This window comes from Saccharothrix sp. NRRL B-16348, assembly GCF_001280085.1.
Taxonomy (GTDB): Bacteria; Actinomycetota; Actinomycetes; order Mycobacteriales; family Pseudonocardiaceae; genus Actinosynnema.
Map to the genome: position 1 here is coordinate 1 of NZ_LGED01000046.1, position 19,710 is coordinate 19,710.

General features: G+C 70.3%; 25 protein-coding genes and 1 tRNA gene. 12 read left to right on the forward strand and 14 right to left on the reverse strand.

The genetic code is table 11. From position 1 onward, the window contains the following. Positions 1–341: 341 nt before the first annotated feature. Positions 342–776 carry a winged helix-turn-helix transcriptional regulator gene (locus ADK67_RS07210; RefSeq protein WP_082403285.1) on the reverse strand — a complete coding sequence of 145 codons (435 nt, stop codon included), beginning with the start codon at positions 774–776 and terminating at the stop codon, positions 342–344. 69 nt (positions 777–845) lie between these two features. Here ADK67_RS07210 and ADK67_RS07215 point away from each other — a divergent pair, with 69 nt between their 5' ends. Next, entirely contained in the window at positions 846–1,142 is a 297-nt protein-coding gene (locus ADK67_RS07215) for a YybH family protein (RefSeq protein ID WP_053715607.1), read from the forward strand. On the opposite strand, the gene ADK67_RS07220 is transcribed toward ADK67_RS07215, so the two are convergent. Together ADK67_RS07220 and ADK67_RS07225 are read right to left on the reverse strand one after the other, a co-directional pair. Beyond that, positions 1,128–1,895, reverse strand: a complete 768-nt coding sequence (locus ADK67_RS07220; protein ID WP_053715608.1) for an MBL fold metallo-hydrolase — start codon at positions 1,893–1,895, stop codon at positions 1,128–1,130. The genes ADK67_RS07215 and ADK67_RS07220 overlap by 15 nt on opposite strands. Continuing rightward, the gene (locus ADK67_RS07225; protein WP_053715609.1) at positions 1,892–2,695 is read right to left on the reverse strand and encodes an NUDIX hydrolase; all 804 of its coding nucleotides are present in this window, start codon (positions 2,693–2,695) and stop codon (positions 1,892–1,894) included. The genes ADK67_RS07220 and ADK67_RS07225 overlap by 4 nt, the downstream gene beginning before the upstream one ends. Before the next feature lie 28 nt (positions 2,696–2,723). Between ADK67_RS07225 and ADK67_RS07230 the strand changes: the two genes are divergently transcribed. From ADK67_RS07230 to ADK67_RS07240, 3 genes are read left to right on the forward strand one after another with little or no spacing between them, the layout of a single operon-like run. Next, entirely contained in the window at positions 2,724–3,080 is a 357-nt protein-coding gene (locus tag ADK67_RS07230) for a hypothetical protein (protein ID WP_053715610.1), read from the forward strand. 16 nt (positions 3,081–3,096) lie between these two features. Next, complete coding sequence (locus tag ADK67_RS07235; protein ID WP_082403286.1) at positions 3,097–3,987, forward strand: Gfo/Idh/MocA family protein; 891 nt, start codon at positions 3,097–3,099, stop codon at positions 3,985–3,987. After that, entirely contained in the window at positions 3,984–5,027 is a 1,044-nt protein-coding gene (locus ADK67_RS07240; RefSeq protein WP_053715611.1) for a tetratricopeptide repeat protein, read from the forward strand. Before ADK67_RS07235 ends, ADK67_RS07240 begins: the two co-directional genes overlap by 4 nt. On the opposite strand, the gene ADK67_RS07245 is transcribed toward ADK67_RS07240, so the two are convergent. The 6 genes from ADK67_RS07245 to ADK67_RS07265 all read right to left on the reverse strand — a co-directional run bounded on the left by ADK67_RS07245 (position 5,024) and on the right by ADK67_RS07265 (position 8,645). Next, a complete protein-coding gene (locus ADK67_RS07245) occupies positions 5,024–6,232 on the reverse strand; it encodes a hypothetical protein (RefSeq protein ID WP_157619990.1) in 1,209 nt (402 codons plus the stop codon). The two genes, ADK67_RS07240 and ADK67_RS07245, sit on opposite strands and share 4 nt — an antisense overlap. 92 nt (positions 6,233–6,324) lie before the next feature. Then, positions 6,325–6,927 carry a hypothetical protein gene (locus ADK67_RS07250; RefSeq protein WP_053715613.1) on the reverse strand — a complete coding sequence of 201 codons (603 nt, stop codon included), beginning with the start codon at positions 6,925–6,927 and terminating at the stop codon, positions 6,325–6,327. A 1-nt stretch (position 6,928) separates the two neighbouring features. Then, the gene (locus ADK67_RS07255) at positions 6,929–7,387 is read right to left on the reverse strand and encodes a RidA family protein (protein ID WP_053715614.1); all 459 of its coding nucleotides are present in this window, start codon (positions 7,385–7,387) and stop codon (positions 6,929–6,931) included. After that, complete coding sequence (locus ADK67_RS50550) at positions 7,384–7,539, reverse strand: DUF4177 domain-containing protein (RefSeq protein ID WP_141979599.1); 156 nt, start codon at positions 7,537–7,539, stop codon at positions 7,384–7,386. The genes ADK67_RS07255 and ADK67_RS50550 overlap by 4 nt, the downstream gene beginning before the upstream one ends. A 69-nt stretch (positions 7,540–7,608) precedes the next feature. Then, positions 7,609–7,791 (reverse strand): DUF397 domain-containing protein, encoded by a 183-nt coding sequence (locus tag ADK67_RS07260; protein WP_197289325.1) that lies wholly within the window; start codon positions 7,789–7,791, stop codon positions 7,609–7,611. After that, positions 7,791–8,645, reverse strand: coding sequence for a helix-turn-helix domain-containing protein (locus ADK67_RS07265; RefSeq protein WP_053715615.1), 855 nt, complete (start codon positions 8,643–8,645; stop codon positions 7,791–7,793). Before ADK67_RS07265 ends, ADK67_RS07260 begins: the two co-directional genes overlap by 1 nt. Positions 8,646–8,741: 96 nt before the next feature. On the opposite strand from ADK67_RS07265, the gene ADK67_RS07270 reads away from it, so the two are divergent. Genes ADK67_RS07270 through ADK67_RS07285 form a run of 4 tightly spaced genes read left to right on the forward strand, consistent with a single transcriptional unit; the run spans position 8,742 to position 11,452 of the window. Further along, the gene (locus ADK67_RS07270; protein WP_157619991.1) at positions 8,742–9,008 is read left to right on the forward strand and encodes a hypothetical protein; all 267 of its coding nucleotides are present in this window, start codon (positions 8,742–8,744) and stop codon (positions 9,006–9,008) included. Between the two features lie 32 nt (positions 9,009–9,040). Then, the gene (locus tag ADK67_RS07275; protein WP_053715617.1) at positions 9,041–9,292 is read left to right on the forward strand and encodes a hypothetical protein; all 252 of its coding nucleotides are present in this window, start codon (positions 9,041–9,043) and stop codon (positions 9,290–9,292) included. 55 nt (positions 9,293–9,347) lie between these two features. Next, positions 9,348–10,340, forward strand: a complete 993-nt coding sequence (locus ADK67_RS07280) for an ArsA-related P-loop ATPase (protein ID WP_157619992.1) — start codon at positions 9,348–9,350, stop codon at positions 10,338–10,340. Beyond that, positions 10,337–11,452: an ArsA family ATPase gene (locus ADK67_RS07285; RefSeq protein ID WP_053715619.1), complete on the forward strand. Its 1,116-nt coding sequence runs from the start codon at positions 10,337–10,339 to the stop codon at positions 11,450–11,452. The genes ADK67_RS07280 and ADK67_RS07285 overlap by 4 nt, the downstream gene beginning before the upstream one ends. Positions 11,453–11,466: 14 nt before the next feature. On the opposite strand, the gene ADK67_RS07290 is transcribed toward ADK67_RS07285, so the two are convergent. Then, positions 11,467–11,763: a WhiB family transcriptional regulator gene (locus ADK67_RS07290; RefSeq protein ID WP_053715620.1), complete on the reverse strand. Its 297-nt coding sequence runs from the start codon at positions 11,761–11,763 to the stop codon at positions 11,467–11,469. Between the two features lie 256 nt (positions 11,764–12,019). Here ADK67_RS07290 and ADK67_RS07295 point away from each other — a divergent pair, with 256 nt between their 5' ends. Continuing rightward, the gene (locus ADK67_RS07295; protein WP_053715621.1) at positions 12,020–14,491 is read left to right on the forward strand and encodes a penicillin-binding protein; all 2,472 of its coding nucleotides are present in this window, start codon (positions 12,020–12,022) and stop codon (positions 14,489–14,491) included. A 385-nt stretch (positions 14,492–14,876) separates the two neighbouring features. Here the strand turns inward: ADK67_RS07295 and ADK67_RS07300 are convergent, their stop codons facing one another. Further along, the gene (locus tag ADK67_RS07300) at positions 14,877–15,344 is read right to left on the reverse strand and encodes a GatB/YqeY domain-containing protein (protein WP_053715622.1); all 468 of its coding nucleotides are present in this window, start codon (positions 15,342–15,344) and stop codon (positions 14,877–14,879) included. A gap of 64 nt (positions 15,345–15,408) precedes the next feature. Between ADK67_RS07300 and ADK67_RS07305 the strand changes: the two genes are divergently transcribed. Next, positions 15,409–16,368 carry a metallophosphoesterase gene (locus tag ADK67_RS07305; RefSeq protein ID WP_053715623.1) on the forward strand — a complete coding sequence of 320 codons (960 nt, stop codon included), beginning with the start codon at positions 15,409–15,411 and terminating at the stop codon, positions 16,366–16,368. Positions 16,369–16,392: 24 nt separating this feature from the next. After that, positions 16,393–16,466 (forward strand) — tRNA-Pro (locus ADK67_RS07310). Between the two features lie 741 nt (positions 16,467–17,207). Here ADK67_RS07310 and ADK67_RS07315 read toward each other — a convergent pair. From ADK67_RS07315 to ADK67_RS07325, 3 genes are all read right to left on the reverse strand, one after another. Next, positions 17,208–17,567, reverse strand: a complete 360-nt coding sequence (locus tag ADK67_RS07315; RefSeq protein ID WP_053715624.1) for a helix-turn-helix domain-containing protein — start codon at positions 17,565–17,567, stop codon at positions 17,208–17,210. 608 nt (positions 17,568–18,175) lie between these two features. Continuing rightward, positions 18,176–18,937 (reverse strand): class I SAM-dependent methyltransferase, encoded by a 762-nt coding sequence (locus ADK67_RS07320; protein ID WP_053715625.1) that lies wholly within the window; start codon positions 18,935–18,937, stop codon positions 18,176–18,178. Between the two features lie 100 nt (positions 18,938–19,037). Continuing rightward, the gene (locus tag ADK67_RS07325; protein WP_053715626.1) at positions 19,038–19,238 is read right to left on the reverse strand and encodes a hypothetical protein; all 201 of its coding nucleotides are present in this window, start codon (positions 19,236–19,238) and stop codon (positions 19,038–19,040) included. A gap of 250 nt (positions 19,239–19,488) precedes the next feature. Here ADK67_RS07325 and ADK67_RS07330 point away from each other — a divergent pair, with 250 nt between their 5' ends. Beyond that, on the forward strand, positions 19,489–19,701 hold the full coding sequence (locus ADK67_RS07330; RefSeq protein WP_053715627.1) for a hypothetical protein: 213 nt from the start codon (positions 19,489–19,491) through the stop codon (positions 19,699–19,701). Positions 19,702–19,710: the final 9 nt, after the last annotated feature.

The window sequence follows — 19,710 nt, forward strand, 5'->3', positions numbered from 1 at the left end:
GCCCACCACCCGGACCCACCCACCACTGACCCACACCACCACCCGCACCGCACCCACCGCCTGACCGACCACCGCCAGCCACCAGCCGACCCGACACCGCCCCCGGCCGACCCGACGTCACCGCCCCAGGCCGACCGGATGCACCGCCCCGGATGACTGGCACACCGGCACCGGCGGACTGGCACACCAAGATCGCCCACGGGCCCCTCAAGCCTCACCCGGCCCCAGCCGGACCTCGGCCCAGCCACAACGGCCTGCCGCACCGCCACCATCGGACGGGACCGGTCCGGCCAGCGGACAAAGCGGCCGCTGACGCGGCCCTCCGGCCGAGCGCAAGCGGCCTACGTCGCGGCGGCACCCCACGCCCACATGGCGTCCAGGACCCCACGCAGCGCGTGCCCCCGCGACGTGAGCGAGTACCGCACCCGACTGGGCCATCCCGGCTCACGGACCCTCACCACCACGCCGCTCACGACGAGCTGCGCGAGCCGGTCGCTGAGCACCTTGTCCGACAACGCCGGCAGCGCGGTGGCCAAGTCGCCGAACGTCCGCTCGCCCGCGAACAACTCCCGCACCACCAACGTCGTCCACCGACCGCGCAACGCCCGCAACGTGATCTCCACCGGGCAGTCCGGCACCGGGTGGTCGACTTCGCCGTGTGGGTCGCCCGCCCAAGCGCTCGTCCCGGCGGCGGTGGCGTCGGTGGCAGCGGCGGCGGTTGTGGCGGCGACGGCGGAAGCGGCGGTGGCCGTCCAGGTGCTCGTCGTCGTGGTCATCGGTGCCACCGGCGCGGTGCGGTGCTTACCGTTTGGTTGGTCACGCGCCGTCCTCCTAGCGTCACCCGCATGATCGCCCGTACCCCGGAAGAGTTGCCCGCGTTGTTCGCCCAAGCCTTCAACGCCGGCGACCCCAGCGGCCTGTACGAGCCCGGTGCGCGGCCCGTCGAGCTCGAAGGCCACCTCGCTCTCACCCAGAAGATGACCGTCGTCACCCGGAAGGTGATCACGAGGGGTGATCTGGCCCTCCTGATCGTCGACTGGAGCATCGGCGACGACGTCACCGGCACGGCGACCGACGTCGCCCGACGAGGCCCCGACGGCGGCTGGCGCTACGTGATCGACAACCCGTCAGGCGTCGCGTAGGTACTCCAACTGCGCCCGCACCGACCACTCCGCCGCGTCCCACAGCGAACGGTCGACGTCGGCGTACACCAGCTCGACCACCTGACGTGCCGTCGGCGCGCCGCCCAACGTCGCCACCGCCGCCCTGACCTGCGCCAACCGCTGCTCCCGGTGCACCAGGTACCCACCGGCGGCAGCCGCCACGTCCGGCAGTTCCGGCCCGTGGCCCGGCAACCCGATCGTGCCCTCCGGAAGTGTGGTCAACAGCCGCAACGACTCCAGGTAGTCACCGAGCCGCCCGTCCGGATGGGCGACCACCGTCGTCCCCCGACCCAGCACCGTGTCCCCGGTCAGCACCGCGTCGTCCAACCGGAAGCACACCGAATCGGCCGTGTGCCCCGGCGTGGCCAACACCTGGATCGACAGCCCGGCGGCCGAGATCACGTCCCCCTCGGCCAACCCCTCCCCGCCCAACCGGAACGCCGGATCCACCGACCGCACCGGCGCATCCACCTGTCGCCCGAACGAACGTGCCCCATCCGAATGGTCAGGGTGACCGTGCGTCAGCAACACCACTTCCACCGGCGCTTCCAACGCGATCCGCCCGAGGTGCACCGGATCCGCGGGCCCGGGATCCACCACCACGCACGACGCCGACCCGGGCGCCCGCAGCACCCACGTGTTCGTCCCCTCCAACGTCATCACCCCGGGGTTCTCCGCGAGCAGCACCGCCGCCGTGGGCGTGACCTGCCGCAACACCCCATAAGCGCTCACGGAACGACCACCCGGAACACCGACCCCTCCCGCACCAACTTCGGAATCACCTTCGACACGGTCCGAGGCTCGTCCACCACCGCTGACACCGACCCCAATTCGTCCAACTCCGACAACGTCACCCAAGTGGGTGGCATCAACGCCCGCCGCCCAGCCTTCCAGTCACCCAACGCATCCGCGGGCCGCTGCCACGCCGCGTCCGAAGCCTCCGTCGTCACCCCGTCGGCGGTCTGCCCCTCCGGCAGCACCGCCACGAAGAAGTACGTGTCGTACCGCCGGGGCTCCTCCACGGGCGTCAACCAGTTCGCCCACGGCCGCAGCAGGTCCGCCCGCAGCACCAACCCCTCCGACGCCAGGAACTGCGCCAACGACAACTCCCGCCCCACCAGCGCCGCCCGGGCCGCGGCGAACCCGCGGGTGTCGGCCACCACCGACGACGCGGACGGCCCGGCCAGCAGCACCCCGGACTCCTCGAACGTCTCCCGCACCGCCGCGCACACCAACGCCGTGGCCAACTCGACCGAGCAACCGAACCGCGAGGCCCACCACGACGGCGCCGGCCCGCTCCACGCCACCGACGTGTCCGCGTCACGCCGGTCGACCCCGCCGCCGGGGAACACCGTCATCCCGCCCGCGAACGCCATCCCGGCCACCCGCCGCAGCAGGAACGCCTCCAGCCCGGCCGCACCGTCGCGCACCAGCACGACGGTCGCCGCGTCACGGGGCTCCACCGGCGGCCCGGTGAAATCCGGCGGCACGACGCTGGCGGGCAACACGAGTTCATCGGGGAGTTCGCGCACGACCCGAGCCTACGAGGATCATCCGGACGTGGACACCACGCGCACGGGCTGCCTCCTCAACGTCCTGCTGTTCGTCGGAGGCGCGATCCTCGGCACGGCCCTGACGGCCACCGCCGCGGTCATCCTCTTCCTCCCCAGCAGCACCACGACCAGCACGAACGAGGGCACGCCGAACGTCTACGTGAAGGAGCGGTCGAGCCTGATCGGCGGCACGCGCCACGAGGTGTGGCTGGGTCGGACGCCCGACTACGGCCACTCCGTCGAGATCCCGAGCGGCTGGGACACCTCTCCCGAGGTCGATCGCCGACCGGACGGCGTCGAGCTGAGGTTCGACCACGGCGGCCGGATCTTCATCCCCGAGTCGAGTTACATCGGTGGCCGATGAAAGGCAGGATGGCCAGGTGGACGAACAGCTGCGCGTAGGACTCGTCGGTGCCGGCCCGTGGGCGACCATGGTGCACGCACCGGGCATCGCCGATCACCCCGGCACTCGCCTGACCACGATCTGGGCCCGCCGTGAAGAGGCGGCGGCGGAGCTCGCCAGGGCTCACGACGCGACCACCGCCAAGACCCCGGAGGAGCTGCTGGCCGCCGTGGACGCGGTCGCGTTCGCCGTGCCGCCCGAGGTGCAGGGCGAGATCGCCATCAAGGCCGCCGAGCAGGGCAAGCACCTGATCCTGGAGAAGCCGATCGCGGGCACCCTGGAGGTCGCCGAACGCCTCGCCGACGCCGTCAAGGCGAACGACATCGCCTCCCTGGTCGTCCTCACCAAGCGCTACGCCCCCGAGACCCGTGAACAACTGGCGCAGCTCGAACAACAGGGCGGCTGGGTGGGCGGCAGCGCGCGCTGGCTCACCGGAGCGCTCCTCGGTGGCCCGTTCTCGCAGTCGCCGTGGCGGCACGAGCGCGGCCCGCTGGACGACATCGGCCCGCACGCGTTCGACCTGCTCGACGCCACGCTGGGCACGATCACCGACGTGATCGCGGCCAACCGGTCCGAGCACGGCCTGTGGCAGATCGTGTTCCAGCACGAGGGCGGCGCGACGAGCGTGGCGACGATGACCATGACGTTGCCGCTCAGCCCGCCCATCGCCGAGGTGACCGTCTACGGCGAGCACGGCCACCGCGTGCTGGCCGATCGCGGCACGACCGCGCAACAGGCGTTCACGAACCTGCTGGACGACTTCGTGGCCATGATCGACAGCGGCACGACGGAGCACCCGCTGGACGTCCGGCGCGGCCTGCACCTCCAGCGGATCATCGACCTGGCACGAAGGAAGGCGGAAGCGTGAAGTACCGGATCGACCCGGAGACCCTGCGCGAGGTGCCCGAAGACCCCGAGGGCTTAACGGCTTGGCTGGACCGTCAGCGTCCGACCACGCACGCCGAGTGGACCGAGGTCGGCCAGGCCGCGCGGCTGCTCCACCGCCTGGACGAGGCGGAGCACGCCTTCCGGCAGGCCGACGACACCCCCGCGACACGTCTCCGCCTCGCGCACGTCCACCAGTGGCAGGGCCGGTTCGCCGAGGCCGATGAGGCGTTCGCCGAGCTCCTCACCCATCCCGCGTTGGGCCACTTCGCCCACCAGCACGCCGGGAAGTCCCGCTACGACCAGGGCGACTGGCGGGCCGCCGAACGCCACTTCCAGACCGCTCTCGACCTGCGCGAAGACCCTGAACTCCGGGCGTCCAGCGAACTGGCGCTGGACGCGGCGAACGCGTGCGCCACCGCCGCCGAGGCCGCCGTGGAGCTGCACCGCCTGATCCCTCCCGTGCACCGCCAGAGCGCGCGCTATCTCCACGGTGAACGTCCACCGCACGTGCCGATCCTGGGCGATCTGGCAAGCGTCCTGGCCCACGGCCCGATGCCGCTCCAAGCGGTGAAGGACGTGCACCGCTACAACCCGCACCTCGAAGGGGCCCTCGCCGACCCGGACTGGTTGGTGGTCGAGAACGGCCAGGTCACCGCCACCGCGCGGTGCCGCGCGTTCCTCGAGATGGTCAACGAGGCCCACACCAGGGCCGCGGCCGACCTGTGGCCGGCCCCGCCGGACATCGCCGTCCCGCCGGTCGACCACCCGATGAGCGCCGCCCACACCGGCGACACGCGGCAAGCCCGCTTGTTCGACCAGCTCAGAGCCCTCCGGCACCACCGGGCCGACGCGCACGCCGCCGCGTGGGCCGAAGCGGGACTCGAAGTGCGGGACATGCCCGAGGACGACCCGGTCCGCCGCCGGATCGAAGCTTCGACGGACCGTGACGCAGCTCGGCCCTACCGCCCCCTCTCCAGGGGCGACAGGGCCGAGCTGTTGATCAGGCTGAAGAGCCTCTAGCCGGGGTACTTGCCGTTCGTCGGCTTCGGCGCCCCGTTGACGAACTCGGGGCCGCCGGGCCACGACTGCTGCTCCCGCTGCGCCAGCTCCTCGTGCAGCTGCTGCAACAACGCCCGTTCCCGGTCGCTGAGCTTGGCGTCCACGGTCGGCGGCAGCTGCACGGCGGCGGGCGCCTGCCCTTCCGCCAACGCGGCCTGCAACGCGGCCAGGTCGTCCGGCCCGAGTTCCGTGGTGACCTCGGCCCGCGACAGCGGGTGGTCGTCCGGGAACGCGAACACCGGCGCGGGCGGCCGTTCGTCGACGACGGGCGGCGGCTCGACGGGCGTCTCCTCGACGCGCGCTTCCTCCACCCGCACGGCCGGCACCTCGTCCGGCTGCACCTCGTCGACGACGTGGACGTCCTCGACGTGGGGCTCCTCGACGTACGGCTCCTCGACGCGGACGTCCTCGACCGGCTCCCGCACCGGCAGCCGCTTCACCGGCTTGGGCGGGAACGGCTGCGCGCCTTCATAGGACTCGACGCGCGCCCGACGTGACTTGGAGCCGTTCTGGGGTTCGACAGGCACCGGTTCCGGCTCGACCACCGGTGCCTGACCCCGCACTTCACCGTCGAACCAGGCGGCCGAGTCGGGTGGTGGCTGTGGGCTTGTCGAGCCCGACGAGAAGAACACCTCGCGCGCTGTGGTGACGGCCGCCGCGTGGTACTCGCCGAGCTGCGTGCCCACGGTCAGCACCTCGACCGCCGCGCGGATGCCCGCTTTGCGCAGCACGGTGTCCACCCGGTAGGCGGTGGCGGGCGCGAAGCCCGCCGGGCCGATGTCCACCAGGACGAGTCGCTGCGGCAGCGGTCCGGGCGTGGCGCCGGCCGGGCTGGACCGCCACGTGGCACGCACGCCGCGCACGTCCGGCAGCACCGACACGGTCTTGCCCAGCACGTCGCCGAGGCCCTCGGCCGGGTCGGACTCCACGCTGAACCGGTGCTTGACCGTCGGCACCCGCTCGACCGCGAACAGCCGGTCGGCCAGCGTCCGGTCCGAGCGGACCTCGCCGAGCAGCCAGCCGATCTCGTGGCGTTCCTCCGGTGACACCGGGATGCGCCCGGCCAGCAGGCAGCCGACGACGAGCTCCACGGCTCTGTCCAGCTCCGCGACCGCCAGCAGCTCCCGAGCCTGTGTCAACGCGTCGTCGTCGACACGTCCGGCCAACGCCAACAGGAGGTCGTGTAAACGGACGGGGAGTCCCACTCCGTCGTTCGTCACGCCTGTTCTCCTTCCGGCCCGCGCGGGAGCGCCGAGCTCTATACGGGCACCAAGTGCCCGTCGGCGTCAGCGCCGGCGCACACCAGCTCCGATGCCGCCAACGCCGCCCTGTGGTAGGGCGGCAGGTCCAGTCCGGCGGGCAGGACCTCAACGCACGGGTCGTGCTCGCCGAGCGCCCGCAGCACTCGCTGGAGCTCACCGGTCAACCGGGCTTCGCCGGTCGAGGCGGTGACCAGGATCAGCCTCCTGGGTTCGCCCTCGCCCAGTCGCCACGAGGACCGGACTTCGCCGACCCCGAGGCGTCCGCGCAAGGTCGCTCCGAGCACCACGGTCGCGGAATCACCCATCGACACCCGATCGGGTGATTCCGGGGAGAAGGTGTAGCCGGATTCGGGCAGTTCGTCCAGCCCTTTGACAGAACTGATCGTGGACCGGTCGGCCCCGTGCGGCACGAGGGCGTCCGCCAGCAGGCGCTGCTCGTAGTCCGTCAAACCGATCCTGTCGTGCAGCAACGTGCGCGGCAGGGCCCGGGCGAGCACCGCGATGGCGTCCGTGGCGGCCCAGTCGCGGAACCTCCAGAGGAGGTCGTCCGGCAGCCGCCCGGCCAGCCTCAGCAACAGCTCGTGGCACGTGTCCGACATCTCACTCCCCGATCTCGACGATCAGTTCCACCTCGACCGGCGCGCCCAACGGCAGCTCGGCGACGCCGACCGCGGCCCGCGCGTGCTGCCCGGCTTCGCCGAACACCTCGCCGAGCAGGTCGGAGGCCCCGTTGATCACGGCGGGCTGGCCGGTGAAGCCGTCGGCGGAGGCGACGAACCCGACCAGTTTGACGACGCGCACGACCTTGTCCAGGCCGACCAGCGAGTCGACGGCGGCCAACGCGTTCAGCGCGCAGGTGCGGGCGTGCGCCTTGGCCTCTTCGGGGCTGATGTCGCCGCCGACCTTGCCGGTGGCCGCGAGCGAGCCCTTGACGAACGGCAGCTGCCCGGACGTGAAGACCAGCTGCCCGGTGCGCACGGCGGGCACGTACGCCGCGACCGGCGCCGCGACCTCGGGCAGTTCGACACCCAGCTCGGCCAGACGTGCCGTCCAGCTCATGCCTTGGGCCGCTTCAGGTAGGCGACGTGCTGCTCACCGCTCGGGTTCGGCAGCACGGTGACCAGCTCCCAGCCGTCTGCGCCCCACTGGTCCAGGATCGCCTTGGTGGCGTGGATCAACAGCGGGACTGTCGCGTACTCCCACTTCTGCATGAGCGGCAGCCTAGCGGGACGCCGAACAGGGGCACCCGTCCGAGTACCCCCGTTCGTGTTACGCCGTGCTCAAACCTGAGACCGCTTCACATCCGCGAGGAACGCCCGGAACGCCTTCGCGCCGAACTCCAGCGTCCCGCCGTCCCGGTTCTTGGTGTCCCGCACCCCGGCCACCAGCTCGCCCACCGCCAACTCGACGCACTGCGCCGCGGAACCACTGCGGCTGCTCTTCCGCCAAGTCTGGTTGATCATCAGTCTCCTAGCGCGTCCCGTACTGCCCTGATGAGACCCACGGAGTCCTCCTCCGTGAGCGCCAGGCGCGCGGCGTCGTCCCAGACCGCCGACAACACCTCGGCCTCCTCATCTTCCACGGGGAGCATCCCGGTCAGGGCTTCCACATAGGCGGCCCGCGGCTCGTCCGACTGGTCGAAGTCCAGCAGGAACATGGCCCCGACCTGCGCGCCGTAAGCGCCGATCGCGTACGGCAGGACCTGGATCGTCACGTTCGGCCGTTCCGCGATCGCCACGAGGTGATCCAACTGCTCCCGCATCACGTCGGGGCCGCCGACCAGGCGACGAAGTGCGGCTTCGTCGATCAGGGCGTGGTACTCGATCGGGTTCTCCCTGGTCAGCGCCTCCTGCCGGTCCGAGCGCTCGGCGGCCGCCCGGGAGTCCCAGCTGTCGCCGATGATCTGCCGGTGGGTGGCCCGCGCGACCGCCTCCGCGTAACCGGCGGTCTGGAGCAGGCCGGGGATGAGAGCCGAGTCGAGGGTCCGCTCGCGCACCGCCTCCAGTTCGTCCATCCGAAGTCGCTTGTAGTTGGCCGGCAGGTCGCGGGCGTGCTCGATGGCGGACGGGTCGACGTCGGCGACCTCCCAGAGCTGGAGCGCCCGCGTCTTCTCCTCCGGGGTCGCCCCGATGACGTCGAGCACCATCGACAGCGCGGGCCAACGCGCCAGGGCCTCGCCGGACAGCATCCGGGTGATCGTCGGGCGCGACACCCTGGAGAGCTTGACCACCTCGTCCACCTTGAGGCCGGACCTCTCCAGGATCGGCCGGAGGTGGCGTCCGAGCCTGCGCTTGCCGCGTGTGGAGCCGATTGCCATTCGATCACCCTAACCACTGTCCGTAACGGTCGATCGCCCGAACTTCACTCGTTCGATTTTGGAGCTTTGAGCAGTTCAAACCCTATGATTCATAGCATGGATGACAGGGAAGTGGTCGCGGAGGCGCCGAGGCTGTTCGCGATCGTCCAGGAGGACGCCGGTGGCGGGTGGGTCGCGGCGTGGGGCCTGGACTTCGGGGACGGCTCGGTGGAGGTGATGGCCCCGGAGGGCGGTCCGGGCCTGCGGATCTCGACCACGAGCGCGGAGCGGGCGCTCTGGTACTTCGCGATCGACAAGGCGGCGCGGGCGCGTCTGGTGTGGCTGGGGAGGGAGGTGGTGCGGGAGCACCAAAGCGTGACGTGACTGCGCGATCACGCGGCGCTAGCGTTGATCACGTGGAAACGTGGCGGATCGTCGCCACCAGCGCGTTCCTGCTGGGCGGGCTGGTGATGATCCTCGTCGGGATGGCGCTGGCGCGGGATCGCAAGGGTTCCCGGCGGTCCGACGTGATGCGGGCGCTGCTGGTCGGGGCGGTGATCGTCGCGGTCGTCGCGGTGCTCATCGCGTACGTGCTGCCGTCGGTCCTGGCCTGGGGCGTCGTCGCGGCGACCGCCATCGCGGTGGTGTTCGTCACCATGTGGGACTGACCGTGGCCGGCGGCGTGGCCAGCGGTTCTCAGGGCGGCGCGCATAGGCTGATCTGGTGAACGGCTGGACCGACGAACTCGCCCGTGCGCGACTGCACGTGGTGACGGGCAAGGGCGGGACCGGCAAGACCACGGTCGCCGCCGCGCTCGCGCTGGCGCTGGCCACCGGCGGGCGACGCGTGCTGCTGGTGGAGGTGGAGAACCGGCAGGGCATCGCGCAGCTGTTCGACCGGGCGCCGCTGCCGTACTCCGAGGAGCGGATCGCGTCCGCGCCCGGTGGCGGCGAGGTGCGTGCGCTCGCGGTGGACCCCGAGGCGGCGTTGCTCGAGTACCTCGACATGTTCTACAACCTCGGCTTCGCCGGCCGGACGTTGAAGAAGATGGGCGCGATCGAGTTCGCCACCACGCTCGCGCCGGGTCTGCGGGACGTGCTGCTCACGGGCAAGGTCAAGGAGTGCGTGCGGCGAGCGGGCAAGACGGGGCGGCACGAGTACGACGCCGTCGTGCTCGACGCGCCGCCGACCGGTCGGGTGGTCCGGTTCCTGGACGTCACCAGGGCCATGGCCGACCTCGCCAAGGTCGGGCCGATCAAGGGCCAGAGCGACGGCGTGGTCAAGCTGCTGCACTCCGGTGACACGGCGGTGCACCTGGTGGCGCTGCTCGAGGAGATGCCGGTGCGGGAGACGTTGGACGCGGTGGCCGAGCTGGACGCCGCGGACCTGCGGCCGGGCGCGGTGTTCGTGAACCGGGTCAGCCCACCGCGGCTGCCCGCGCGGTCGGTCGCGTCGGCCTCCGAGGGGCGGATCGACGCCGGGCGGGTGCGCACCGGGCTGGAGGCGGCGGGCCTCGACGTCGACGGCGACGTGCTGCACGGGCTGGTCGAGCAGACCGTGGAGCACGCGTTGCGGGTCCGCATGGAGGAACGGGCGAAGGAGAAGCTGGCCGAGGCGGACCTGCCGACGCTGGAACTGCCGGAGGTGACCGACGGGGTGGACGTGGCCGCGCTCTACGAGCTGGCCGAGGTGCTGGTCGGACGGGGTGTGCGGTGAACCGGCTCGACGTGGACGCGTTGCTGGACGACCCGGCGACCCGGGTGCTGGTGTGCTGCGGGTCCGGTGGCGTCGGCAAGACGACCACGGCGGCGGCGCTGGCCGTGCGTGCCGCCGAACGCGGCAGGCGTGCCGTCGTGCTGACCATCGACCCGGCGCGCCGGTTGGCGCAGTCGCTCGGCCTCGGCGAGCTGGACAACCAGCCGCGGCGGGTCGAGGTGGACGGGGTCAAGGGCGAGCTGCACGCGATGATGCTCGACATGCGCCGCACGTTCGACGACATGGTGTGGCAGCACGCCGGTCGTGAGCGGGCCGAGCAGATCCTGGCGAACCCGTTCTACCAGACGATCTCCACGTCGTTCTCCGGCACGCAGGAGTACATGGCGATGGAGAAGTTGGGCCAACTGGTCGAACGCGACGAGTGGGACCTGGTCGTCGTGGACACGCCGCCGAGCCGGTCGGCGCTGGACTTCCTGGACGCGCCGCAGCGGCTGTCGACGGTGCTGGACGGCAAGCTGATCCGGATGCTGTCGGCGCCCGCCCGGGCGGGCGGGCGCGGCATCCGCAAGATCGTGGGCGCGGGCTTCGGCCTGTTCACCAAAGCCGTGTCCACGATCGTGGGCGGCCAACTCCTGCACGACGCGTCGACGTTCGTGCAGGCGTTCGACAGCATGTTCGGTGGCTTCCGGCAACGCGCCCAGGCCACCTACGAGCTGCTGCGATCACCCGGAACCGGATTTCTGGTGGTCGCGGCGGCGGAACCGGACGCGTTGCGGGAAGCCAGCTACTTCGTGGAGCGGTTGAGCGCGGAACGGATGCCGTTGACCGGCCTGGTCGCGAACCGGACGCACCCGGTGCTGGCCCCCTTGCCGGCACCAGGCGCGTTGGCGGCGGCGGACCGGCTCGAGCGCACTGGGGACGCTCCGCTGGCTGCCGCGGTGTTGCGGGTGCACGCGGATCGCGTGGCGGTCGCCGATCGGGAGAAGCGACTGCTCGCGCGGTTCACCCGTGCGCACCCCGGTGTTCCGCTGATCGGGGTACCCGCGCTGCCTACCGACGTGCACGACCTGGACGGCCTGCACGAGATCGGTCGGCGGTTGGCGGGCGAGTAGGGAAGCCCGGCCGGTCAGCCGACCGCGGACTCCTCGTGGTGCTCCTGACGTGCTGTGTCGAGGAGCTCGTGCCATGAGGTGACGTCCGGGCGACGCCGCAGCAGCGCCCGCCGTTCACGCTCCGTCATACCGCCCCAGACACCGAACTCGATCCGGTTGTCCAGCGCCTCGGCAAGGCACTCGGTGCGCACCGGGCATCCCAGGCACACCAACTTCGCCTTGCGCTGCTCCGCTCCGCGGACGAAGAGCTGGTCCGGCTCTTCATCGCGGCACGAGGCCTTGATCCGCCAATCCCCCTGCACCTGCTGCATATCCCCCACCTCAGTTCACACAGTGCCCAGAGCTTCTAAATCCGCCACACCCCTGCCGCGGATGCCGTAGGCTCACCATCGAGTGGTCGTGCCGTCGGCTGCTGTCTTGGACAGTGACGGACTGTAGAGCCTTCCGGTTCCACCTCCAACCCTGGGTTGCCCACCTGTTACCTGTCTTGAGTACGAGTACTCATTCTGTGTAATCAACTGTGCGCGATCTCGATCACCTCTTCAGGTGCCGCGTACGCTGACCTGCATGCGAGCCAGGAACGGCGTGCTGAAGCTGCTCGGCCTGTGTCTGCTAGCCGGAGTGCTGCTGGCAGGCATGTTGTTCCCTGTCGTCGGCTCGCTGGGGATGGTGTCGAACGAAGCCAGCGACACCGTCGACAGCATCTCCGCCGACCTCGTCACCACCGACCCGCCGTTGATCTCCACGATCACCGACAAGGACGGCGCGCCGATCGCGTACCTGTACGACCAGTACCGGATCCTCGTCCCGCCCGAGATGATCTCGCCGACGATGAAGGCCGCGCTCGTCTCGGTCGAGGACCGCCGGTTCTACGAGCACCAGGGCGTCGACTGGCGGGGCACGATCCGGGCCGGGCTGACGAACCAGTTCAGCGGCTCCGTCACGCAGGGTGCGTCCACGCTCACCCAGCAGTACGTGAAGAACTACCTCGTGCACGTCGTCGCGCGCAACAACCTCGTCGAGCAGCAGAAGGCGCAGGAGCAGACGGTCGCGCGCAAGGCGCGCGAGTGGCGCATCTCGTTGCAGCTCGAAAGCCAGATGGGCAAGGAGGAGATCCTCGCCCGGTACCTGAACGTGGTGCCGTTCGGCTCGACGATCTACGGCATCGCGGCGGCGTCGCAGGCGTACTTCAACACGACGGCGGACAAGCTGACCGTGCCGCAGGCGGCGATGCTCGCGGGCATGGTCAACAGCCCGTCCGCGCTGAACCCGGAGGTGTTCCCGGAGAAGGCGTTGGAGCGGCGCAACCAGGTGATCGACAAGATGGTCGAGAACGACAAGCTGTCGCGTGACGCCGCCGAGGCCGCGAAAGCCGAACCGCTCGGGTTGGCGACGCCGGTGCGAACGCCGCCCAGCGGGTGCGTCGGCGCCGGGCCGGAGCACGGGTTCTTCTGCTCATACGTGCTGAACTACTTGGCGCGCAACGGTTTCAGCCAGGAGCAGCTGAAGACCGGCGGCTACACGATCCGGACCACTTTGGACCGCACGATCACCGATCACGCGAAGCGCGCGGCCGAGGGCCAGGTCGCGAAGTCGACCGACGGGATCGCGAACACGATGGCGGTCGTGCGGCCGGGCAAGGAGCGGCACGAGGTCGTGGCACTGGTGGCGAACCGGGACTACGGGCTGAAGGCCGACCAGTTCCAGACCCAGTTCGACCTGCCGTCGGGAGTGGAGAACAAGTTCGGGGCGGGGTCGGTCTACAAGGTGTTCACAGCCGCGGCGGCGTTGGAGAAGGGCATGGGCATCGAGAACACGATGGCCACGCCGAACTCGTACGTGTCGCGGGTGTTCAAGGGCGGCGGCGACAAGTGCCCGCCCGCTCCGGAGCCGGCCACGCGGTGGTACTGCCTGGGCAACGCGTCGTCGTCGTACCCGCCGCAGATGTCGTTGCAGACGGCGTTGCAGACGTCGCCGAACACGGGGTTCGTGATCCTGGAAGAGCAGCTGGGCATGGACCCGGTGGTGGACATGGCGTCCCGGTTGGGGATGCGCGAGACGATGGCGACGAACATCGCGGGCGTGCGTCCGGACCCGAAGGCGAAGAGCAAGGAGCTGCGGGTCTCGCAGACCGAGTTCTACAAGTCGAACGGCGGCAACGCCTCGTTCACGTTGAGCCCGGCGCCGGTGAGCACGCTGGAACTGGCGAACGTCGCGGCGACGATCATGAGCGGCGGCGTGTGGTGCCCGCCGTCCCCGATCGGCCAGATCCTGGACCGCGACGGGCAGCCGGTGGCGGTCAACGAGGCGCCGTGCGAGCAGGTCGTCGCCGAGCCGCTGGCGAACGGCCTGGCCGTCGGCTTGTCGAAGGACGATCAAGGTGCCGGCACCGCCTCCGCCGCGGCCCGGCAGTTCAAGTGGACCCGGCCGATGCTGGGCAAGACGGGGACGACGGAGGACTACAAGTCGGCCGCGTTCATCGGCGCGACCCCGGACTTCGCCGGCGCCGTGCAGACGTTCAACGACGGCGTCGAACCGCGCGGCATCTGCGTGAACGCCGGCCCTCCCCGCTTGTGCGGCAAGGGTGACATCTACGGCGGCACCGTGCCCGCGCGCACGTGGTTCGACACGATGACGAAAGTCCACGATGGACTCCCGGTGCGCGGCATGCCGGCCGTCGAGGAGCGCTACCTCAAGGGCGGCAGCGAGATCCGCATCCCCGACGTCGTCGGCCGGAACGTCAACGACGCCACCCGCATCCTCGAACAGGCCGGCTACAAGGTCTCCGCGCAGAACCGCAACTCCGAGCAGCCAAAGGGCCAAGTAGTCGGCCAAACCCCGCGCGGCAGCGCCCTGAAGGGCACCGTCGTCACCCTCCTGGTCTCCACGGGCTACGTCCCCCCACCGCAGGCGACCGACCCACCACCGACCACCGAATCCCCCAACCCGGGCCAAGGCCAACCGGGCCGCCCAGGCGACCCGGGCCGCCCCACGGGCCCACCCGAAATCACCATTCCCACCGACCCACCCCGCCGCTGACACCTACCCCACGGGCCGGCCCTGGGTGCGGCGCACCAACCCCCGCCTCGCCCTGTCGCCGCCGTGCCCTGCGCACGGCTCGGCCTCGGCTCGGACGGCCCGGAGTTCTCACCGACTCCGGGGCCTGGCGACCGATGGCCGGGTGGCGGCTGGATGGCTGGGGTCGGGGCGGCTGGACGGTCGGGGGGTGGTTTCGGCGGTTCCGCTGGTTTTCAACCGAGGTACGAGAACAGTGTTTCCGTACATTTTCGGGCGATGATCACCCAATCGTGTACGTCCTGACCGGCCCCGGCCGGCACGCCGTGAATGGCGGCAGGATTCGAACCTACGGAGGTTTCGTCCGCAAGATCGCCCGAACTCACGCGATTCCGCGCTCGGAACGCCCTCAGGCCAGCTTGGCCTTGACCGCAGCGGCTACTCGGCCGCCGTCCGCACGACCCGCCACCTGGGCGTTGACGGCCTTCATGACCTGGCCCATCTGGCGCTGGCCGGGCCGTTCGCCGAGCTGCTCCGTCACTTGGGCGATCGCCGCGTCGACCAGGGTCGCCAGTTCGGCGTCGTCCAGCTGCGCCGGCAGGTAGGCCTCCAGCACCTTGGACTCGGCCTGCTCGAGCTCGGCCTGCTCGGTCCGCCCCGCGCCGGCGAACGCCTCCGCCGCTTCCTTGCGCTTCTTCACCTCGCGGGTGATGACCTTCAGGACCTCGTCGTCGCTCAGCTCACGAGCGCTCTTGCCGGAGACCTCTTCGGTGGTCAGGGCGGCCAACGTCATCCGCAGCGCGCCCGCCCGGACCGTCTCCCGCCCCCTGATCGCCGCCGTCAGATCCGCCTGCAACCGCGCCTTCAGCTCCGCCATGAGCCGGAACGGTACCGGGAAGCCCGTCTCACCCCGAATCGGTTAACCCCCTACCCTCGACTACGTGAACACGCTCGGCCGAACGCTCCTCGCCACGACCGCCCTGGGCACCGCCACGCTCGCTTACGCGGCGGGCATCGAGCGCAGGAGGTGGACGTTGCGCGAAGCGACGGTGCCGGTGCTCGCGCCCGGCTCGTCGCCGCTGCGGGTGCTGCACCTCTCCGACCTCCACATGATGCCGGGCCAGAAGTCCAAGCAGCGGTGGGTCGCGGCGTTGGACGAGCTGGAGCCGGACCTCGTCGTGAACACCGGGGACAACCTGGCGCACAAGCAGGCCGTGCCCGCCGTCGTGCGCGCGCTGGGTCCGCTGCTGAACCGTCCCGGCGTGTTCGTGTTCGGCAGCAACGACTACTACGCGCCCCGCCCGAAGAACCCGGCCCGCTACCTGATGCCGTCGGCGAAGACGCGGCGCGTGCACGGCATCCCCCTGCCGTGGAAGGACCTGCGCGCCGCGATGGTCGAGCGCGGCTGGCTGGACCTGACCCACGCGCGCCGCCGGTTCGAGGTGAACGGCCTGGAGGTGTTCGCCGCGGGCCTGGACGACCCGCACCTCAAGCGTGACCGGTTCGAGGAGATCAGCGGCCAGGTGCCGGACGTGCCGCTGCGCCTCGGCGTGACGCACTCCCCCGAGCCGCGCGTGCTGGACCCGTTCGCCGCCGAGGGCTACGACCTGGTGCTGGCGGGCCACACGCACGGCGGCCAGCTGCGCATCCCGGGCTACGGCGCGATCGTGACGAACTGCGAACTGGACCGCTCGCGTGCCCGTGGCGTCTCGCGGTGGGGCTCGCACATGTGGCTGAACGTGTCCGCCGGCCTCGGCACGTCGCCGTACGCGCCGGTGCGCTTCGCGTGCCCACCGGAGGCGAGCCTGTTGACCTTGGTGCCGCGGCCTGTCGACGCAGGTCAGGACGTGTCCGACGCGAAAAGGGATACCCGGTTCGGAGTGGGTGGGAACGTCAGGTAGAGTTCCCCTCGTTCGATCCCAAGCCGGGGTGTGGCGCAGTTTGGTAGCGCGCTTCGTTCGGGACGAAGAGGTCGCAGGTTCAAATCCTGTCACCCCGACGCAGGTCAGGCCCACAGAGACTTTCTCTGTGGGCCTGCTTGGTCTTGGCCGTCGACAACGAGGCACCGCAGCGGCTCTCACCGCCCGTCACGCCACAGTGATGTCCGACACATCCTTCATCGTGCATCGCACGGTCCGCGCCCCAGTCGCGCTGCGTGGCTCGATCCTGGTCTCCCGGCGAAGGAGCTTCCCTGGGACATCGGTCCTCCTTGCCCAGACACGATCGGGTGACCTTGGGTCGCTTAGCGGAAGTCGAAGCTCTGGTGACAGCAGAGGCGCAAGAAGATCGGTCTCCGAAGTACGGGGCGCCGCATTCGGGTGCCCGTACTGCGGCGTTTTCGCGGCCCAGCACTGGGCTGCGGACACCGTTGCGGACTGGCAGGTGACGGAAGAGGGCAGGTACTGGGAGGGCCGGCAGCTGTGCATCCAGGCGAGATCCTCATCGACGGCGACGAAGAACCGGTGCCCGCGCTCTTCGCGTTGCTGAACCTCATCGTGCACCACGTGCTGTCCCGCCCACAGCAGGGGAGACGGGGAGCTGAGGAGAAGCACGCCACCATCCACAGGCGCGGAGCGCGAACAGCGGTGAACGGTGCAGGAAGGAAGTGCGCTCCGGGGCACGGTGGCCGCACGGCTCGATCCGTGTTCGGGTGACGAGAGATTGACCGGCGGGCGCGGTCACGGGTGGTGAGGCCGTGACGCGCGCTGCTCTGCTCGGTCGGGTCGACGGTCCGACTCGGTCACATGCCCCGGAGCGGCGGGTAGGGCTGGTCCGGCTCGGGCGGGGCGTTCTGCTTGTTGAGGTTCCTGGCTTCCTGGAGTTGGTCCTCCAGGGTGACGATGCGGCACGCGGCGTCGAGGCTCATGCCCTGGTCGACCAGTTCCCTGACCCGGGAGGCCAACCGGAGTTGGTACCGGGAGTAGCGGCGGTGGCCGCCTGACGAGCGCTCCGGCTCGATCAGCTTCGCCTCGTCAAGGCCCCGCAGGAAACCCGGCGTGGTGCCGAGCATCTCCGCGGCTCTGCCCATCGTGAAGGCGGGGTAGTGGTCGTCGTCCAAGTTGTCAGCCGCGGGTCGCGGCTCGTTCGTTTCTGGGGTCATCGCACCTCCGCGCCACGAGGGGCCCGGTGCCGTTTGTCGGCACCGGGCCCCAGGGTTATGGGTTCCCACCATCCGGCCTCGCGGCCGGTTTACCGTGTCCGCGTCATCCGCCCGAACCGCGACGGAGACTGCGTGGATCGCGTTTGCGTAACCGGAGACCACCTTCCAATCTTTCTGGACTGCGGTACCCGCCTGACCTGACTTCAGCCTGAGGCGGGCGATCCGATGGTGTTCAACCCTTCCCTTCTTCTCTGGTTCCGGACTTACTCGCCACTCGTTCGACGGCCGACACCGGACTTCTCGCTTGCTCCGGCTCACCTCGCCGACCGTCCGGCCACCGCGCTGGAACCCCTTCCACTGATCGGCTCCAGCTCGCCTGACCGCCTTGCCACTGCACGCGGGTCTGTCGGCTCGGGGTGCGACTTGCTGTCCTGCGTAAATCGCTTGCACTCCCGGTACTGCACGCGCCGACCGCCCTCGCATCACGGGTAGTTCGTCATCTCCCGTGCCGATCTGACGTTCTCTCTCGTACAAGGAGAACACTACACACGTCGAGGTGCGAATGTCTACTCCCGTGATCACAGATTTACTCGTTCGCCCAGGAGCGACTACCTGACCTGCGGAGACGTCAGTCGCGCCTTCCAGATTTCCTCGCTCGGCCACTGCTGGGCCCACGTGGACGACACCTCGTGGTACTCGCGGTTCGCGGGGGTGGGCGCCTGGATCTCGATCAGGTCGTCCACGGTGAAGCCGGATGAGCGCAGCAGCCGCAGCATGTCGCCGTGCGGGAGGGTGAACTCGGTGGACGTGCCGTAGTCGACCCGGTTGAGGCCGAACTGGGGGCGCATGAGCGAGGTGGACGCCGTCGCCTCGTCCCGGGCGCAGAGGGCGAACAGCGGCGACCGGTGGAGGAAGACGAGGTGGCCGCCGGGGCGCAGCAGGCGTGCGGCTTCCGGGATCCAGCGGTACGGGTCGCACCAGAGGGAGGCGCCGTACTCGCTGATCGCGAGGTCGAACGAGGCGTCTTCGCGCGGCACCTGCTGGGCGTCGCCGAGGAGCAGCGGGAAGTCGAGGGCGAATTCGGCCTGCATCTCGCGAGCGGTGTCGAGTTGGCGGGCGGAGATGTCGATGCCGACGGGGTGGGCGCCCAGCCTGGCCAGCCACGCCGACACGTAGGCGGTGCCGCAGCCGAGTTCGATGACGTCCATGCCGGACACGTCCGGTGGCAGGGCGGAGACCTCGGACTCCGGGGTGGCCCACAGGCCCCAGTGCGGCTCGGTCTTCGCCCAGTGCTCGCGGGCCAGGGGGCCGTGCGCGGCGGCGGCGGTGTCTTCCCAGTGCCGGCGGTTGAGTTCGGTGTGGTCGATCACGTGCCCATTGGAGTGGCTCGCGTGGCGGTCGGCGAGCGCTTTTCCGGCTCGGGCGCGGCCGGGAGGGTCCGCTGGACCTCCCGGCCGCGTCGACCGGACGTCACTTCACGTGCGGTCGCAGCTCCGCGAGGCGCCGGAGGAGTTCGCCGACCTCGTTCCAGTCGAGCTTCGCGGATTCGCCGGGCGGGGTGTGGATGCAGACGTTGCCCTCTTCGGTGAGCGACACCTCCAGCGTCCGCCGACGACCCAGGGCGTCGGTGCACCCGACGCGACCGCCCTGCCGAACCGTGTTCTCGATCATCGGTCAGACCTCCCAGCGTTACCACCCGTGTAACCGTGATTCGTTCGGACCAACGAGGACGTTACGAACTACTCCCCGCTGTTGCTTAATCCCCCATCCGGGTCGCTGACCGAGGGTCCGTCACGTTCGGTTAATCCGATCGAGTGAAGGTTGACCGTTCATGTGACGTTGCGTAACAAGTGGCGGGGTTCGGACGACGACGAGTCAACGTGTCCGACCGGCGTCCGCCCCGCCAGCAGGGAGATGTCCCATGACCACCACCACCGCCACCAAGAACCGGCTGCCCGTCGTCGCCTGGATCCCGGTCGCGCTCGGCTTAGCCGGTCTGGTCGGGGTTCTGGCCTCGCCCGCCGCGGCCGTCGTCGTCGGCACGGTCGCCGCGCTGGTCACCCTGGCCTGCCGTGCCCTGGTCCGGGCGTCACGCAAGGTGGACCGCATCCTGGCCGAGGAACTCGACCGCTGACTCACGCGA